This is a genomic window from Streptomyces sp. NPDC090994 (assembly GCF_044768905.1).
In the GTDB taxonomy this organism is placed as follows: Bacteria; Actinomycetota; Actinomycetes; order Streptomycetales; family Streptomycetaceae; genus Streptomyces.
The window spans coordinates 139,069-155,179 of record NZ_JBIVWS010000012.1; the positions used below are offsets into that span (position 1 = coordinate 139,069).

Genomic DNA, 16,111 nt, shown 5'->3' on the forward strand with positions numbered 1-16,111 from the left:
GAAGACAATGAGGACATGGGACGCGGCAGGCTTCGGATCTACCTCGGCGCGGCGCCGGGCGTCGGCAAGACGTACGCCATGCTGTCCGAGGCGCACCGCCGGGTGGAGCGCGGCACCGACTGCGCCGTGGCCTTCGTGGAGCACCACGGCCGGCCGCGTACCGAGGTGATGCTGCGCGGCCTGGAGCAGGTGCCGCGCCGGACGGTGGAGTACCGCGGCACGCTCTTCGAGGAGATGGACCTGGACGCGGTGCTGGCCCGGCGCCCCCGGGTGGCCCTGGTGGACGAGCTGGCCCACACCAACGTCCCCGGCGTGCGCAACGCCAAGCGCTGGCAGGACGTGGAGGAACTGCTGGCCGCCGGGATCGACGTCGTTTCCACCGTCAACATCCAGCACCTGGAGTCGCTCGGCGACGTCGTCGAGTCCATCACCGGCGTACGGCAGCGGGAGACCGTGCCGGACGAGGTGGTGCGCCGCGCCGACCAGATCGAGCTGGTCGACATGGACCCCGAGGCGCTGCGCCGCCGCATGGCGCACGGCAACGTCTACCAGCCCGACAAGGTCGACGCGGCCCTGTCGAACTACTTCCGCCCCGGCAACCTCACCGCCCTGCGGGAGCTGGCCCTGCTGTGGGTCGCCGACCGGGTCGACGCGTATCTGAAGCAGTACCGCAGCGACCACCGGGTGTCGCGCATCTGGGGCTCCCGGGAGCGGATCGTGGTCGGCCTGACCGGCGGACCCGAGGGCCGGACGCTGATCCGGCGGGCCGCGCGCCTCGCGGAGAAGGGCGCCGGCGGCGAGGTGCTCGCCGTCTACATAGCCCGCAGCGACGGGCTGACCTCCGCCTCCCCGAAGGAGCTGGCGGTGCAGCGCACCCTGGTCGAGGACCTCGGCGGCACCTTCCACCACGTGGTCGGCGACGACATACCGGCCGCCCTGCTGGACTTCGCGCGCGGTGTCAACGCCACCCAGATCGTGCTGGGCTCCTCCCGCCGCAAGACCTGGCAGTACGTCTTCGGTCCCGGCGTCGGCGCCACGGTCGCCCGCGAGTCGGGACCCGACCTGGACGTGCACATCGTCACCCACGAGGAGGTCGCCAAGGGCCGCGGACTGCCCGTGGCCCGCGGCGCCCGGCTGGGCCGGTGGCGGCTGCTGTGGGGCTGGCTCGCCGGCATCGGCGGCCCGCTGCTGCTGACGCCCGTGCTGGACAGCGTCCACCTCGGCCTCGCCAACGACGTCCTGCTCTACCTGGCGCTCACCGTCGCCGCGGCGCTGCTGGGCGGGCTCTACCCGGCGCTCGCCTCGGCCGCGGTCGGCTCGCTGCTGCTGAACTGGTTCTTCACCCCGCCGGTCAGCCGCATCACCATCTCCGACCCCAAGAACATCCTGGCGCTCGCGATATTCGTCGGCGTCGCCGTCTCCGTCGCCTCGGTCGTCGACCTGGCGGCCCGGCGCACCCACCAGGCGGCCCGGCTGCGCGCCGAGTCGGAGATCCTCTCCTTCCTCGCCGGTGACGTGCTGCGCGGCGAGACCAGCCTGGAGGCCCTGCTGGAACGGGTCCGGGAGACCTTCGGCCTGGAGTCGGCCGCCCTCCTGGAGCGCGAGAGCGACGTCGCGCCCTGGACCTGCGCCGGCCGGGCCGGCCAGGGACCGCCCGTCGAACGCCCCGAGGACGCGGACGTGGACATGCCGGTCGGCGACCACATGGCGCTGGCGCTGACCGGCCGGGTGCTGCCCGCCGAGGACCGCCGGGTGCTCGCAGCCTTCGCCGCCCAGGCCGCCGTCGTACTGGACCGGCGGCGGCTGCGCGAGGAGGCCGACCAGGCCCGCACGCTGGCCGAGGGCAACCGCATCCGCACCGCCCTGCTGGCCGCCGTCAGCCATGACCTGCGCACCCCGCTGGCCGGGATCAAGGCGGCCGTCTCCAGTCTGCGCTCCGACGACGTGGCGTGGTCGGAGGAGGACCAGGCCGAGCTGCTGGAGGGCATCGAGGAGGGCGCCGACCGCCTCGACCACCTGGTGGGCAACCTGCTCGACATGTCCCGGCTCCAGACCGGCACGGTCACCCCGCTGATCCGCGAGATCGACCTCGACGAGGTGGTGCCGATGGCCCTGGTCGGGGTCGCCGAGGCCGACGTCGAGGCGGACATCCCCGAGACCCTGCCCATGGTCGCCGTCGACCCCGGGCTGCTGGAGCGGTCGGTGGCCAACCTGGTCGAGAACGCCGTCAAGTACAGCCCGCCCGGCGCCGGCGTCCTGGTCGCCGCCAGCGCCCTCGGGGACCGGGTCGAGGTCCGGATCGTCGACCGGGGGCCCGGCGTGCCGGACGAGGCCAAGGACCGCATATTCGAGCCCTTCCAGCGGTACGGGGACGCCCCGCGCGGCGCCGGGGTCGGGCTCGGCCTGGCCGTGGCCCGCGGCTTCGCCGAGGCCATGGGCGGCACCCTCGACGCGGAGGACACCCCCGGCGGCGGCCTCACCATGGTCCTCACGGTGCGCGCGGCGGGACCGGCCGCTCGACCCCGTAGTGCTTCCCCAGCAGAAAGGCAGGCTGCCCGATGACCCGGGTGCTCGTGATCGACGACGAGCCGCAGATCGTGCGTGCCCTCGTGATCAACCTCAAGGCGCGCCAGTACGAGGTCGACGCCGCCCACGACGGCGCCACCGCCCTCCAGCTCGCCGCCGCCCGCCACCCCGACGTGATCGTCCTCGACCTGGGCCTGCCCGACATGGACGGCGTCGACGTGATCAAGGGGCTGCGGGGCTGGACCCGGGTGCCCATCCTGGTGCTGTCCGCCCGGCACTCCTCCGACGAGAAGGTGGAGGCGCTGGACGCGGGTGCCGACGACTACGTCACCAAGCCCTTCGGCATGGACGAACTGCTGGCCCGGCTGCGGGCCGCGGTCCGCCGGGCCGAGCCGGTGCCGGGCGGCACGGACGAGGTGATCGTGGACACGGGCGGCTTCAGCGTCGACCTGGCCGCCAAGAAGGTCGTCCGGGGCGGGAAGGACGTACGGCTGACCCCCACCGAATGGCATCTGCTGGAGGTGCTGGTGCGCAACACCGGCCGCCTGGTCAGCCAGAAACAGCTGCTCCAGGAGGTGTGGGGGCCGTCCTACGGCACGGAGACGAACTATCTGCGCGTCTACATGGCACAGCTGCGCCGCAAGCTGGAGGCGGACCCCGCCCACCCGCGGCACTTCGTCACCGAGCCCGGCATGGGCTACCGGTTCGAGAAGTGAGCGTTCCGCTTCACTCCCCGGCGGATGCCTGGCTGTCGGCGCGTCCCGGTACGCTTCAGGTATGAGCGCTGTTCCTCGTTCCGGCAAGCCGGTGGGCCGTTTCCGGCGCATGTTCGACCGGCTCTCGTCCTCCCAGGAGGACCTGGAGTCGGAGGAGCTGCGGGAGGACGCCGAGACCACCGGCTGCACCCGCATCGGCGACTGCCAGGACCGGCAGGTCGTCTCGGTTACTGGTACCTTGCGCACGGTCACGCTGCGTCCGCGGGCGGGAGTCCCGGCGCTGGAGGCCGAGTTGTTCGACGGCTCCGCGGCTTTGGACGTCGTGTGGCTGGGCAGGCGTTCCATCACGGGCATAGAACCGGGACGCAAACTCATCGCATCGGGCCGGATCTCCATGAGCCGGGGCCGCCGGGTGCTGTTCAACCCCAAGTACGAACTGCGACCCCTCGGACGGGAGTAGCCGGTGACGTCCCTCGACAAGCCGACTGAGGACATTGAGGACACGGGAGCGGACGACGCGCGGGCGGTGACGGAGGCCGCCCTCTTCGAAGCCTTCGGCGGCGTGCGGGGCATGATCGAGACGGTTCTGCCGGGTCTGCTCTTCGTCACGATCTACACGGTCAACAAGGACCTGCGCATGTCGGCGATCGCGGCGCTGGCCGTGTCGGTGGTGCTGGTCGTGGTCCGCCTGGCGATGAAGGACACCGTCAAGCACGCCTTCAGCGGCGTCTTCGGGGTGGCCTTCGGCGTCGTCTTCGCGATGATGACCGGCAACGCCAAGGACTTCTACCTCCCCGGCATGCTCTACACCTGCGCGCTGGGGCTGGCGTACATCATCACGACGCTCGCCGGTGTCCCGCTGATCGGCCTGATCCTCGGCCCGGTCTTCAAGGAGAACCTCTCCTGGCGCACCCGCAACCCGGGCCGCAAGAAGGCGTACGCCAAGGCCAGCTGGGCCTGGGGGCTGATCCTGCTCGCCAAGTGCGCGATCCTCTTCCCGCTGTACTGGTGGGCGGACACCACGCAGCTCGGCTGGGTCCTGGTGGCCCTGAAGATCCCGCCCTTCCTGCTCGCCGTCTGGCTGACCTGGGTCTTCCTGGCGAAGGCGCCCGCGCCGATCGACGTGTTCGCGGAGATGGAGGCGGCGGAGAAGGCCGAGGAGGCGGAGAAGGCCGCGGCGGTGGAGAAAACCGGGGCAGCGGAGCAGGCCGGGGCGGTGGAGCGGGCCGCCCTCGGCGCGCAGCCCGAGGGCGGCCGCCACCGCAAGGGGTGACGACAGCGCCCCGTAGGTGACGACAGCGCCCCGTACGGGGCGCGGGGCTGTGTCCGACGTGCGGCTCGTGCGGTGTGCGGCCCCGCCGCGTGGGCGCGGCCGACCGGCCAGGACGCGCCGGCGACCGACGTGAGACAGCAGATCGGGGGCGCCCGGAACGCTCCGGGCGCCCCCGGCCCCGCTCAGCCGGCGGAGCCACCCCGCCGAGCCGACAGCAGGTCCTCCAGCTGCCCCTCCCGGTCCTGCGCCGCGACGAAGAGCAGCTCGTCGCCCGACTCCAGCGAGTCCTCCTGCGACGGCGCCAGGACACGGGTGCCGCGGATGATGGTGACCAGGGACGTGTCCTCGGGCCACTGCACATCGCCGACCCGGGTGCCGGCCAGCGCGGACTCCTCCGGCAGCGTCAGCTCCACGAGGTTCGCGTCGCCGTGGCTGAAGCGCAGCAGCCGCACCAGGTCCCCGACGCTCACCGCCTCCTCGACCAGGGCCGACATCAGCCGCGGCGTGGAGACGGCGACGTCCACGCCCCACGCCTCGTTGAACAGCCACTCGTTCTTGGGGTTGTTCACCCGGGCGACGACGCGCGGGACGCCGTACTCGGTCTTGGCCAGCAGGGAGACGACCAGGTTGACCTTGTCGTCGCCGGTCGCGGCGATGACGACGTTGCAGCGCTGGAGCGCCGCCTCGTCCAGGGACGTGATCTCGCACGCGTCCGCGAGCAGCCACTCCGCCATCGGCACGCGCTCGACCGAGATGGCGGTCGGTGCCTTGTCGATCAGGAGAATCTCGTGGCCGTTCTCCAGCAGTTCGCCGGCGATCGAACGGCCGACCGCGCCTGCTCCGGCAATGGCGACCCTCATCAGTGACCGCCCTCCTCTTCGGGACCCTTGGCGAACGCCGCCTCGACCTTGTCGACCTCGTCGGTGCGCATCATCACGTGCACCAGGTCGCCCTCCTGCAGCACCGTCTGGGAGCTGGGCAGGATCGCCTCCCCGAGCCGGGTGAGGAACGCCACCCGCACGCCGGTCTCGTCCTGGAGCCGGCTGACCTTGTGGCCGACCCAGGAGGCCGCCGTGTGGACCTCGGCGAGCTGGACACCGCCGGTGGGGTCGCGCCACAGCGGCTCGGCGCCCGAGGGCAGCAGGCGGCGCAGCATCTGGTCGGCCGTCCAGCGGACGGTAGCGACGGTGGGGATGCCCAGGCGCTGGTAGACCTCGGCGCGACGGGGGTCGTAGATACGCGCGGCGACGTGCTCGACGTCGAACATCTCGCGGGCCACCCGGGCGGCGATGATGTTCGAGTTGTCGCCGCTGGAGACGGCGGCGAAGGCACCGGCCTCCTCGATGCCGGCCTCGCGCAGGGTGTCCTGGTCGAAGCCGACGCCGGTGACCCGGCGGCCGCCGAACGAGGAGCCCAGGCGGCGGAAGGCGGTGGGGTCCTGGTCGATCACGGCGACCGTGTGCCCTTGCTGTTCCAGGGCGTGGGCGAGAGCGGAGCCCACGCGCCCGCAGCCCATGATGACAATATGCATCGCGTCACACCGTGCTTCCTGCGGGCCTTCGGACAGGCCTTCCGGCCTGCGTTTCTGTTGTGCTCATGTCTCTCTTTCGGCTCACCTGGCGGCATGGTGCGGCCAGTGCGCGGGCCGCGGGGGACCATCATGCCGGTGACCGTCGGCCCTGACCCCTCCAGGGGCCCGCGACGCCGGGTTCCCCCGTCCGGGACCAACGTATCGGCGGGGTGGAGGGCCCGGGGTCACGGGCGGGCCGAGGGTCGGCGGCGCCCGATGCTGCGCACGCTGGCACGGGTGAGGAATCCGAGGCCGACGAGTGCGGCGAGGGCACCGATCAGCTCTGCGTGCGCGGGCATACGGCCTCCTGGGCGGCGGCGAAGGGCCGCTGAAGTGGCGAGATTCGCATGGGCGGAACGAGTTTTGTCATATAGGCACACCAAGCCCGTCACCTGCGGAATCCGTAGCCGCACGGCTCTGTGATTTCACCCGGAGAGCAGAGGACGGCCGCGGTGGGGGTGGCGGGTGGGCGACCCCCCGTTCGAACGCTTACGATCCTCTGTTGTGTCCAAACTGACCGACGTGCCCAAGCGGATTCTGATCGGGCGCGCACTGCGCAGTGACCGGCTGGGGGAGACCCTCCTGCCGAAGCGCGTCGCCCTCCCCGTCTTCGCCTCCGACCCGCTCTCCTCTGTGGCATATGCCCCTGGCGAGGTGCTGCTGGTCCTGTCCATCGCGGGCGTGTCGGCGTACCACTTCAGCCCCTGGATCGCCGTCGCGGTGGTCGTGCTGATGTTCACCGTGGTCGCGTCCTACCGGCAGAACGTCCACGCCTACCCGAGCGGCGGCGGCGACTACGAGGTGGCGACCACCAACCTCGGCCCCCGGGCCGGCCTGACCGTGGCCAGCGCGCTGCTGGTCGACTACGTCCTGACCGTCGCCGTCTCCATCTCCTCCGGCATCGAGAACCTGGGCTCGGCGATCCCGTTCGTCGTCGAGCACAAGGTCTTCTGCGCCCTCGCCGTCATCGTGCTGCTGACGCTGATGAACCTGCGCGGCGTCAAGGAGTCGGGCAAGCTCTTCGCGATCCCGACGTACGTCTTCGTCGTGGGCGTCTTCATCATGATCGTCTGGGGCGTGTTCCGCGGCGCCGTGCTCGGCGACCACATGCACGCCCCGACCGCGGACTACGAGATCAAGCCCGAGCACCAGGGCCTGGCCGGCTTCGCCCTGATCTTCCTCCTGCTGCGCGCCTTCTCCTCCGGCTGCGCGGCGCTCACCGGCGTGGAGGCCATCTCCAACGGCGTCCCGGCCTTCCGCAAGCCGAAGTCCAAGAACGCGGCGACCACCCTCGCCATGATGGGCCTGCTCGCCGTCACCATGTTCTGCGGCATCATCGGCCTGGCCATGGCGACCGACGTCCACATGGCCGAGAACCCGGCCGCCGACCTGATCCACAACGGCGTCGCGGTCGGCGCGGACTACGTCCAGAACCCGGTGATCTCCCAGGTCGCCGAGGCCGTCTTCGGCAAGGGCAGCTTCCTCTTCATCGTCCTGGCCGCCGCCACCGCGCTCGTCCTCTTCCTCGCGGCGAACACCGCGTACAACGGCTTCCCGCTGCTCGGCTCGATCCTCGCCCAGGACCGTTACCTGCCGCGCCAGCTGCACACCCGCGGCGACCGCCTCGCCTTCTCCAACGGCATCGTGCTCCTGGCCGGCGCCGCGATGCTCCTGGTCTGGATCTACGGCGCCGACTCCACCCGCCTGATCCAGCTCTACATCGTCGGCGTCTTCGTCTCCTTCACGCTCAGCCAGATCGGCATGGTCCGCCACTGGAACCGCCACCTGGCCACGGAACGGGACCAGGCCGCCCGCCGCCGCATGGTCCGCTCCCGCGGCATCAACGCCTTCGGCGCCTTCTTCACCGGCCTGGTCCTGGTCGTCGTGCTCTTCACCAAGTTCACGCACGGCGCCTGGGTGGCGCTGCTCGGCATGTGCATCTTCTACGCCACGATGACCGCCATCCGCCGGCACTACGACCGGGTGGCCGACGAGATCGCGCCTCCCGAGGGTCCCGACACCGACGACGTCGTCCGCCCCTCCCGCGTCCACTCCGTCGTCCTCGTCTCCAAGATCCACCGCCCGGCGCTGCGCGCCCTGTCCTACGCCAAGCTGCTGCGCTCGGGCAGCCTGGAGGCCCTCAGCGTCAACGTCGACCCGGCCGAGACCAAGACGCTGCGCGAGGAGTGGGAACGGCGCGGGATCGACGTACCGTTGAAGGTGCTGGACTCGCCGTACCGCGAGGTCACCCGTCCGGTGATCGAGTACGTCAAGAGCCTGCGCAAGGAGTCGCCGCGCGACGCGGTGTCGGTGATCATCCCGGAGTACGTGGTCGGCCACTGGTACGAGCACCTGCTCCACAACCAGAGCGCGCTGCGCCTCAAGGGCCGCCTGCTGTTCACCCCGGGCGTCATGGTGACCTCCGTCCCCTACCAGCTGGAGTCCTCCGAGGCCGCCAAGCGGCGGGCCCGCAAGCGCCAGGACTGGAACGCGCCCGGCGCGGTCCGGCGCGGCCCGGCCCACGACCCCCACCACGACCGGGCCAAGGAGTCCTCGCAGTCGACGTAGACTGGTGGGCTGTTGTCGTCACTCGTCCCCTTTCACTGGAGTCACCCCGCCATGCAGGCAGAACAGAACACGTCGCCGGCCGGGTCGCTGGTAGGGGAGGAGTACGAGGTCGAGGTCGGCCCCGTCGCCCACGGCGGCCACTGCGTAGCACGTACCGCCGAGGGCCAGGTGCTGTTCGTCCGGCACGCGCTGCCCGGTGAGCGGGTCGTGGCCCGGGTCACCGAGGGCGAGGAGGGCGCCCGCTTCCTGCGCGCGGACGCGGTCGAGATCCTGGACGCCTCCAAGGACCGCATCGAGGCCCCCTGCCCCTTCGCCGGCCCCGGCCGCTGCGGCGGCTGCGACTGGCAGCACGCCAAGCCGGGCGCCCAGCGCCGCCTCAAGGGCGAGGTCGTCGCCGAGCAGCTGAAGCGGCTCGCGGGCCTCACCCCCGAGGAGGCCGGCTGGGACGGCACGGTGATGCCGGCCGAGGGCGACAAGCTCCCCGCCGGCGAGGTCCCGGCGTGGCGCACGCGCGTGCAGTACGCCGTGGACGCCGACGGCAACGCGGGCCTGCGCCGCCACCGCTCGCACGAGGTCGAGCCGATCGACCACTGCATGATCGCGGCGCCGGGCGTCTCGGAGCTGGGCATCGAGAAGCACGACTGGGCGGGCATGGAGACGGTGGAGGCCATCGCGGCCTCCGGCTCCCAGGACCGCCAGGTCATCCTCACGCCCCGGCCGGGAGCGCGGCTGCCCCTGGTCGAACTGGACCGGCCGGTGTCGGTCATGCGGGTCGGGGAGAAGGACGGGGGCGTGCACCGCGTCCACGGCCGCCCCTTCGTCCGCGAACGCGCCGACGGCCGCACCTACCGCGTCGGCAGCGGCGGCTTCTGGCAGGTCCACCCGAAGGCCGCCGACACCCTGGTGACGGCGGTCATGCAGGGCCTGCTGCCACGCAAGGGCGACATGGCGCTGGACCTGTACTGCGGTGTCGGCCTCTTCGCCGGCGCCCTGGCCGACCGCGTCGGCGACACGGGCGCGGTCCTGGGCATCGAGTCCGGCAAGCGCGCGGTGGAGGACGCGCGGCACAACCTCGCCGCGTTCGACCGGGTACGGATCGAGCAGGGCAAGGTTGAGGCGGTCCTGCCGCGCACGGGTATCTCGGAAGTGGACCTGGTCGTCCTGGACCCGCCGCGGGCCGGTGCCGGCCGGAAGACGGTGGAACACCTGGCGTCGCTGGGCGCGCGCCGGATCGCGTACGTGGCCTGCGATCCGGCGGCGTTGGCCCGGGACCTGGGGTACTTCCGGAGTGGGGGGTATCGGGTGCGGATGCTGCGGGTGTTCGATCTGTTTCCTATGACGCATCATGTGGAGTGCGTGGCGATTCTGGAGCCTGTCGAAAAGGGCCGCTGAGCTGCAGTTTTAGTTGATGCGCATGATGCGCGCCATGGGCGTTACGGGCGATATCTCGGCGCTCGAATGACGCGCTCCGAGGTGTCTTGACGTTCTGATGGCACGTCAGGTGGAGCTCGCGATGCGTGACTGGGCCGCAGCGTGGGTTGAGGAACCTGCGCGGCATCCCGTGGCTCAAGCACGGAGGGCGAAGGCGCGGGAGTTGGTCGAGCGGCTTGTCTTTGGTTCCCGTGCCTGCGTGGCTGGTACGCCTTCATCCGGCCGTGGATGCGCTCAGGGGGTGACGGCCGGTACCTGGTGATGCCGTCTGTGTGGCGCCGCAGGGCGCTCCTGTTGCTCCGAAGGCGGGCGGTTGAAGCGTAGTGGCGAGGTCATGAAGGCAGAAGAGTCCGGTCGTCCGGTCCGTGATCTACGGGCGTGAGGGCGGGAGTTCGAGCAGCCCACGTATGTCGAGCAGCCCACGTATCCGGAGCGTTCCGCGTGCCGCGGCGTGGAGGGCGTGTACGGACTGACCGGGTGGTCGGGACGCGGGCGTGGCCCGGCCGCGAGGGCCGCCGCCATCATGGTGGCGACCCTCGCGGCCATCGGCGATCTCCGCGTGGCACGCCTTGTCAGGCGCGGGTCCAGCGCTGGTTGCTGCCGTTCGAGCAGGAGTAGAGCTGGATCAGGGTGCCGTTGGCGGTGCCGGCTCCGACGGCGTCGAGGCAGAGGCCTGACTGGACGCCGACAATGGATCCGTCGGAGTTGAGGCGCCACTTCTGGTTGTCGGCGCCCCAGCAGCTGTAGATCTGGACCTTGGCGCCGTTGCCGGTGCCGGCGGCGTCCAGACACTTGTCGCCGTAGACCCGGAGCTCACCCGCGTCGGTGTACGTCCACTGCTGGTTGCTGTTGCTGTGGCAGTCCCACAGCTGGAGCTGGGTGCCGTCGGTGGTGCTGGCGTTGGGCACGTCCAGGCAGCGGCCCGAGCCGACGCCCTTGATCTGTCCGCCCTCCACGGGCGGCTCTGTGGAATCGCCTCCGTTGAGTGCGTCGAGGACGGAGGTGTAGGCGGGCTTCTTGCTGCCGTCGTTGTTGAACAGCAGCGGCGTGTCCCCCGATCGCCAGGAATCGCTGTCGCGCACACCCCAGACGGTGACGCCGAGGCAGCGTGAGACGGCCAGGCAGTCGTTGACCACGTTGGCGTAGGTCGTGGGCGAGGCGCCCTGGATGTCGAGTTCGGTGACGGCCACGTCGACGCCGAGGGCGGCGAAGTTCTGCAGGGTGGTGCGGAAGTTGCTGTTGTAGGGGCTGCCGCTGTTGAAGTGCGACTGGAAGCCGACGCAGTCGATCGGCACGCCGCGCTGCTTGAAGTCCCGCACCATGTTGTACATGGCCTGGGTCTTGGCCCAGGTCCAGTTCTCGACGTTGTAGTCGTTGTAACAGAGCTTGGCGGACGGGTCGGCGGCGCGGGCGGTGCGGAAGGCGACCTCGATCCAGTCGTTGCCGGTGCGCTGCAGGTTGGAGTCCCGCCGGGCGCCCGAACTGCCGTCGGCGAAGGCCTCGTTCACGACGTCCCACTGTGCGATCTTGCCCTTGTAGTGGGCCATCACGCCGTTGATGTGGTCGATCATCGCCTGGCGCAGGGTGCTGCCGCTGAGGTTCTGCATCCAGCCGGGCTGCTGGGAGTGCCAGGCCAGGGTGTGACCGCGCACCTCCTTGCCGTTCTGCACCGCCCAGTTGTAGACCCGGTCGGCGGCGCTGAAGTCGAACTGGCCCCGCTGCGGTTCGGTGGCGTCGATCTTCATCTCGTTCTCTGCCGTCACCGAGTTGAACTCACGGTTCGCGATCGACGTGTAGGTCGAGTCGCCCAGCTTGCCCGAGGCGATGGCGACACCGAAGTAGCGGCCGCTCTGCGCCGCCGCTGCGCCGAGCGTGTTCTCGGCGGCGTGTGCGGCCGGCGGTGTGACCAGTGCGGTGGCCGTACCGGTGGCGCCGACGATCAGCGCCAACAGCAGGCCGCGGATCTTCCGGCGGACAACGGATCTGGGAAGGGCGTACGAGCCCATTGCTGTGCCTCCTAAGTGGACATCACGGAAGGACTGGGGCGAGCGGGATCGCGTCGTCCGCTCCCCTTCGGCAGGCGGACGGATGGGCGGGGCGGGCCGGGGCCCGGGCGGTACGGAATCACCGGACACAGCGGTCATGGGACGGGGCGATCTTCGACACAGGTACGCGGATCTGTGGTGCGGCACGGATGGCCCAAGGCTGGTGCGGTTCGAGGTGTCGAGCTGCGGCCGGTTTCCCAGACAGGAATGATCGAGGCGTTGATGATGCATCGTCAATCCTTCCCGCAGGAAAAGTTTCTGTTTTTCGCTCGAAACTTTCGATGGTGGGGTTGGGTGGGCTCTGAACCCTTGATGTCGTCGTCAGCGGTGGCCATAGGGTGTGGTCGGCGGGTTGCGCGTCGCGCATTGGTGGCGTGGCGTGCGACGTTTCGTGCATGGGTCGTCACGAATCTTTCGGTAGCGAGGGCGACGTGTGCGAAGGGCATTGACGCCGCTCGTCGACTCCCTGGCCGGCTGACCCGGGTGCAGATCTGGAGCTGCGGCGGTGCCGCGCACCAGCGGTGGCGGGTGAACTCCGACGGCACGGTCGTCGGCGTGGAGTCCGGGGTTCTCGCCACGCACCAAAGGAAACAGGCCGTTCACCCGCGCCCCCTGCCCGAACGGCCCTCGTGTGACGGGACACCGCCTGTGTCCCGCGCCTGAACGCGGTCGGTGCCTCCTCCGCGAGCCCACCCCCTGACGTGGTCAGGACGAGGCCCCGGACGTACCCTGCGGCTCATGAACGACGTCATCCCGGCCACCCCGCGCGAAGCCTTCGACCTGCTCACCGCCGGAAACGCGCGCTTTGCCGCCGGCACGCCCCGGCACCCCAACCAGGACGCGGCCCGACGCGTCGACACGGCATCGGCCCAGCGCCCGCACGCGGTGCTGCTCGGCTGCTCCGACTCCCGGCTGGCCGCCGAGATCATCTTCGACCAGGGGCTGGGCGACCTGTTCGTCGTCCGCACCGCCGGACACGCCGTGGGGCCGGAGGTCCTCGGCAGCATCGAGTACGGAGTGAGTGTGCTGGGCTGCCCGCTCGTCGTCGTCCTCGGGCACGACGCCTGCGGGGCCGTGGCGGCGACCCGTGACGCCGTGCGGGAGGGCACGGCCGCGCGCGGTTTCCTGCGGGACGTCATCGAGCGGGTGACCCCCAGTGTGCTGGCCGCCCAGGCCGCGGGCGTGAGCGAGGACGAGGGGTTCATCGCCACGCACGTCCGGCACACCGTCGACCTCGTCATGGACCGCTCCCGGGAGCTGGCCGACCAGGTCGCCGCCGGACGCACGGCGGTCGTCGGCCTGACCTACCGCCTCGCCGAGGGCTCGGTGCGGACGGTCACCTCCCGCGGCCTGGACGTGCCGTCGGACCCGGCGCCCGCGACCGCGTCGACCCCCGGAAACCGATGACGCCCACCTTCCCGCCCGCCGGGTCCGCCAAGTCCGCCGAACCCGCCCTGACCGTCGACGGCACCGGCCTGCTCTGCGTCACCCTCCTGCTCCGCCTGCGCAAGGAGATCGAGGGCGTGCCGCCGGGCACCGTCGTCCACGTCATCGCCACCGACCCGGCCGCACCGCTCGACCTGCCCGCCTGGTGCCACATGACCGGCCACACCTACCTCGGCCCCGTCCCCGGCGAGGGCCCGGTGTACGCCCTGCGGCTCACCGCCGGTGCCCGCGCCACCCGCCCGGACGCGCCCTGGCACGCGACCGGCCGGGAGCAGGAACGGTCCCGGAGCCGGTGACGCGCTCTGCCGCTCGGCCGGCGAAGGGACGGCGGACCGTTCCGGGCGGTCCGTTCCGGGCGGTCCGTTCCGGGCGGAGCGTCGACGGGTGACGTCAGGGCGTGCGGAAGCCCCGGAAGGTCACCGGCCGACGGGTCTTGAAGCCGAGCCGCTCGTACAGCGCGATCGCGCCGGTGTTCGTCTCGGCCACATGCAGGAAGGGACGTTCGCCGCGCGTCAGGACGCGCGCGACGAGCGCGTCGACCAGGCGGGCGGCGTGGCCTTGCCCGCGTGCCTCGGGAGCGGTGCAGACGGCGCTGATCTCGGTCCACCCCGGCGGACGCAGGCGCTCTCCGGCCATCGCCACCAGGGTGCCGTCGACCCGGACGCCCAGGTAGGTGCCGAGTTCGTGGGTGCGCGGACGGAAGGGACCCGGTTCGGTCCGTCTCACGAGGTCGAGCATCTCGGGCACGCTCTCCGCGCCCAATTCGACCACGCCGGTGCCGGACTCGGAACCCGCTCCGTCGGGGCGTTCGCCACCGGACCAGATCATCTGCCGGCCCTCCAGGGTGAAGACCGGCTCCCAGTCCGACGGCGGGACGGCGGGACAGCTGAACAGGTCGGCGAACGCGCCGGGACCGAGAAGTGCGGCAAGGTCGGCCCAGTCCCTCGCGTCCGGATCGGTGGACACGGCGCAGAAGGACGCCACCTCGTCGAGGTAGGTGGCGGCCCGGCCCAGGCGGCGTGCGAGAGCCGCGTGCCGGCCGGCGAGCGACCGGCCCACCGGGTTGTCGAGGACGGGATCGTCGTCGTTCATCAGGGTGCTGTTCCTTTCCCGTGGACGCGGCTCGGACCGGAAGCCCGGCCGGCCGCGCATCCGGAGAGCGTGTACCGGCGTCCTTGGTAGCAAGTAACCGCCACGGAGGGGTAACCCGATGGATCAGCGAACGTCCGACCGCAAAGCCGACGTGACCACCGAGTTCGAGAGGGACGTCGTCAAGCTGCTGCTGGAGACGATGCGCGCGGTGGCCGAGCAGGAGCGTACGGATGTCGGTACGGAAGGCCTGCTGTACGCGCTCGTGTCGGGTGAATGGGCCGCCGGTTCGGCGATCGCCCCCGGAATGAAGGCCTCGGGCACACTCGGCGGCTCGATCGCGGCCCGGGGGACGTCGGTGTGGATCAGCGGGGACGCGGGTGACGGCGAGGCGGGGAGCCCGGACGACGAGCGGGAGATCGACGCCTTCTGGCGGGAGGTCCGGTACGAGGAGGCCAAGAGGCTGCGCTGGAAGAACCGGAAGGGGGAGGAGCCGGAGAATGTCGAACTGCCGCCGATGACCCCCGCGTTGCGCGCCTGTCTGCGCAAGGCGCTGGAGGCGGCACGGGAAGAGGGCACCGTCTCCGTACGGGTCCGCCACGTGGCGCGGGCGCTGGTCGAGCTGCCCGACACGCGGGCCCGCGAGGCCATGGTGGTGGAGAAGCTGGACGTCCCGGCCGCCTCGACCGCGCTGCACGCGCTGCGGGGGAGCGACGAAGTGCCGGAACCCGGACCGGTGTTGCTGATGCGCAAGGCGGGGACGTTCGGGAAGAGCGGTAATCCACTGACCCGGAAGTTCTTCTCCTGGGTGTCCGGGGGCGGCGCCGGGTTCGGTTCGGCGGTCGTCAGCGCGGTGCGCTCGGAGGCGCACCGGAGTGCGGTGCGGCGCGGGGCGTCGGCGACGGAGCCGGTCGACGTGCTGCTGGGGATCCTGGCCCTGGACCGGTCGTTGACCGTCGCGGGGCGTGAGCTGCCCGAGGAGCTGACGGGAGCCAATCGGGGGGCGGAACTCCTGCGCCGGCACGGCGCACGACAGGGTGCCGTCGCCCGGGCGCTGCTGCCCACCACCGGGGTCGCGCGGGAGGTGCCCCCGGAGGTCGAGGGCTCCGCCGGCTTCGAGCGACGGCTCCTGCACGTCACGCAGTTCACCGCCTCCGCGCAGGGCTCGCCGACGGTCGGCACGACGCATCTGCTGGCGGCCCTGCTGGACGAGACCGGGACGGACCCGGAGTCCGCGGCGGAGGTCGCGCGGGTGCTGACGGAGAGCGGGGCGGACGTCGACGGGCTGCGGGCGGAGCCGGAGCTCCGGGCCCCTGGAGGCGCGGCGCGCGAAGTCTGAGGGAGCGGCGGTGCGGAGGCCGAGGACTTCGGGGCCGGCCTCGCTCCGGTCCGGCTGCCGGGGTCGGTGTGCCGCGTGGTGCGTCTGCGTCTCGTAGCACCCGGCCCC

The 16,111-nt window shown here is 71.4% G+C and carries 13 protein-coding genes; 9 read left to right on the forward strand and 4 right to left on the reverse strand.

From position 1 onward, the window contains the following. The first annotated feature begins 15 nt into the window (after window positions 1–15). From ACIQR3_RS24155 to ACIQR3_RS24170, 4 genes are all read left to right on the forward strand, one after another. Window positions 16–2,562 (forward strand): sensor histidine kinase KdpD, encoded by a 2,547-nt coding sequence (locus ACIQR3_RS24155; RefSeq protein ID WP_215172646.1) that lies wholly within the window; start codon window positions 16–18, stop codon window positions 2,560–2,562. After that, entirely contained in the window at window positions 2,559–3,242 is a 684-nt protein-coding gene (locus ACIQR3_RS24160) for a response regulator (protein WP_215172648.1), read from the forward strand. The genes ACIQR3_RS24155 and ACIQR3_RS24160 overlap by 4 nt, the downstream gene beginning before the upstream one ends. Before the next feature lie 61 nt (window positions 3,243–3,303). Beyond that, on the forward strand, window positions 3,304–3,702 hold the full coding sequence (locus ACIQR3_RS24165; protein WP_403542256.1) for an OB-fold nucleic acid binding domain-containing protein: 399 nt from the start codon (window positions 3,304–3,306) through the stop codon (window positions 3,700–3,702). 3 nt (window positions 3,703–3,705) lie between these two features. Continuing rightward, window positions 3,706–4,515, forward strand: coding sequence for a DUF3159 domain-containing protein (locus tag ACIQR3_RS24170; protein WP_403542258.1), 810 nt, complete (start codon window positions 3,706–3,708; stop codon window positions 4,513–4,515). Window positions 4,516–4,697: 182 nt separating this feature from the next. Here ACIQR3_RS24170 and ACIQR3_RS24175 read toward each other — a convergent pair whose 3' ends face one another. Both ACIQR3_RS24175 and ACIQR3_RS24180 read right to left on the reverse strand, forming a co-directional pair. Continuing rightward, window positions 4,698–5,375, reverse strand: a complete 678-nt coding sequence (locus tag ACIQR3_RS24175) for a potassium channel family protein (RefSeq protein WP_403542259.1) — start codon at window positions 5,373–5,375, stop codon at window positions 4,698–4,700. After that, window positions 5,375–6,046 carry a TrkA family potassium uptake protein gene (locus ACIQR3_RS24180; RefSeq protein ID WP_189421006.1) on the reverse strand — a complete coding sequence of 224 codons (672 nt, stop codon included), beginning with the start codon at window positions 6,044–6,046 and terminating at the stop codon, window positions 5,375–5,377. Before ACIQR3_RS24180 ends, ACIQR3_RS24175 begins: the two co-directional genes overlap by 1 nt. Window positions 6,047–6,589: 543 nt before the next feature. Here ACIQR3_RS24180 and ACIQR3_RS24185 point away from each other — a divergent pair. Further along, window positions 6,590–8,653 (forward strand): APC family permease, encoded by a 2,064-nt coding sequence (locus ACIQR3_RS24185; RefSeq protein WP_403542262.1) that lies wholly within the window; start codon window positions 6,590–6,592, stop codon window positions 8,651–8,653. Between the two features lie 51 nt (window positions 8,654–8,704). Then, a complete protein-coding gene (locus ACIQR3_RS24190; protein ID WP_403542265.1) occupies window positions 8,705–10,045 on the forward strand; it encodes a class I SAM-dependent RNA methyltransferase in 1,341 nt (446 codons plus the stop codon). A 611-nt stretch (window positions 10,046–10,656) separates the two neighbouring features. Here the strand turns inward: ACIQR3_RS24190 and ACIQR3_RS24195 are convergent. Next, complete coding sequence (locus ACIQR3_RS24195; protein WP_403542267.1) at window positions 10,657–12,090, reverse strand: endo-1,4-beta-xylanase; 1,434 nt, start codon at window positions 12,088–12,090, stop codon at window positions 10,657–10,659. Between the two features lie 777 nt (window positions 12,091–12,867). Between ACIQR3_RS24195 and ACIQR3_RS24200 the strand changes: the two genes are divergently transcribed. Together ACIQR3_RS24200 and ACIQR3_RS24205 are read left to right on the forward strand one after the other, a co-directional pair. After that, window positions 12,868–13,536, forward strand: coding sequence for a carbonic anhydrase (locus tag ACIQR3_RS24200; RefSeq protein WP_403542268.1), 669 nt, complete (start codon window positions 12,868–12,870; stop codon window positions 13,534–13,536). Then, window positions 13,533–13,871, forward strand: coding sequence for a sulfurtransferase TusA family protein (locus tag ACIQR3_RS24205; RefSeq protein WP_403542270.1), 339 nt, complete (start codon window positions 13,533–13,535; stop codon window positions 13,869–13,871). Before ACIQR3_RS24200 ends, ACIQR3_RS24205 begins: the two co-directional genes overlap by 4 nt. Window positions 13,872–13,965: 94 nt before the next feature. On the opposite strand, the gene ACIQR3_RS24210 is transcribed toward ACIQR3_RS24205, so the two are convergent. Beyond that, window positions 13,966–14,667: a GNAT family N-acetyltransferase gene (locus ACIQR3_RS24210; RefSeq protein WP_403542273.1), complete on the reverse strand. Its 702-nt coding sequence runs from the start codon at window positions 14,665–14,667 to the stop codon at window positions 13,966–13,968. 118 nt (window positions 14,668–14,785) lie between these two features. Between ACIQR3_RS24210 and ACIQR3_RS24215 the strand changes: the two genes are divergently transcribed. Then, window positions 14,786–16,003: a hypothetical protein gene (locus ACIQR3_RS24215; RefSeq protein WP_403542276.1), complete on the forward strand. Its 1,218-nt coding sequence runs from the start codon at window positions 14,786–14,788 to the stop codon at window positions 16,001–16,003. Window positions 16,004–16,111: the final 108 nt, after the last annotated feature.

Coding starts and splice junctions, on each gene's coding strand:
- ACIQR3_RS24180 (WP_189421006.1), bottom strand. CDS start 6,046: ATGCATATTGTCATCATGGGCTGCGGGCGCGTGGGCTCCGCTCTCGCC.
- ACIQR3_RS24200 (WP_403542268.1), top strand. CDS start 12,868: ATGAACGACGTCATCCCGGCCACCCCGCGCGAAGCCTTCGACCTGCTC.
- ACIQR3_RS24215 (WP_403542276.1), top strand. CDS start 14,786: ATGGATCAGCGAACGTCCGACCGCAAAGCCGACGTGACCACCGAGTTC.
- ACIQR3_RS24210 (WP_403542273.1), bottom strand. CDS start 14,667: ATGAACGACGACGATCCCGTCCTCGACAACCCGGTGGGCCGGTCGCTC.
- ACIQR3_RS24165 (WP_403542256.1), top strand. CDS start 3,304: ATGAGCGCTGTTCCTCGTTCCGGCAAGCCGGTGGGCCGTTTCCGGCGC.
- ACIQR3_RS24205 (WP_403542270.1), top strand. CDS start 13,533: ATGACGCCCACCTTCCCGCCCGCCGGGTCCGCCAAGTCCGCCGAACCC.
- ACIQR3_RS24175 (WP_403542259.1), bottom strand. CDS start 5,375: ATGAGGGTCGCCATTGCCGGAGCAGGCGCGGTCGGCCGTTCGATCGCC.
- ACIQR3_RS24160 (WP_215172648.1), top strand. CDS start 2,559: ATGACCCGGGTGCTCGTGATCGACGACGAGCCGCAGATCGTGCGTGCC.
- ACIQR3_RS24190 (WP_403542265.1), top strand. CDS start 8,705: ATGCAGGCAGAACAGAACACGTCGCCGGCCGGGTCGCTGGTAGGGGAG.
- ACIQR3_RS24195 (WP_403542267.1), bottom strand. CDS start 12,090: ATGGGCTCGTACGCCCTTCCCAGATCCGTTGTCCGCCGGAAGATCCGC.
- ACIQR3_RS24155 (WP_215172646.1), top strand. CDS start 16: ATGGGACGCGGCAGGCTTCGGATCTACCTCGGCGCGGCGCCGGGCGTC.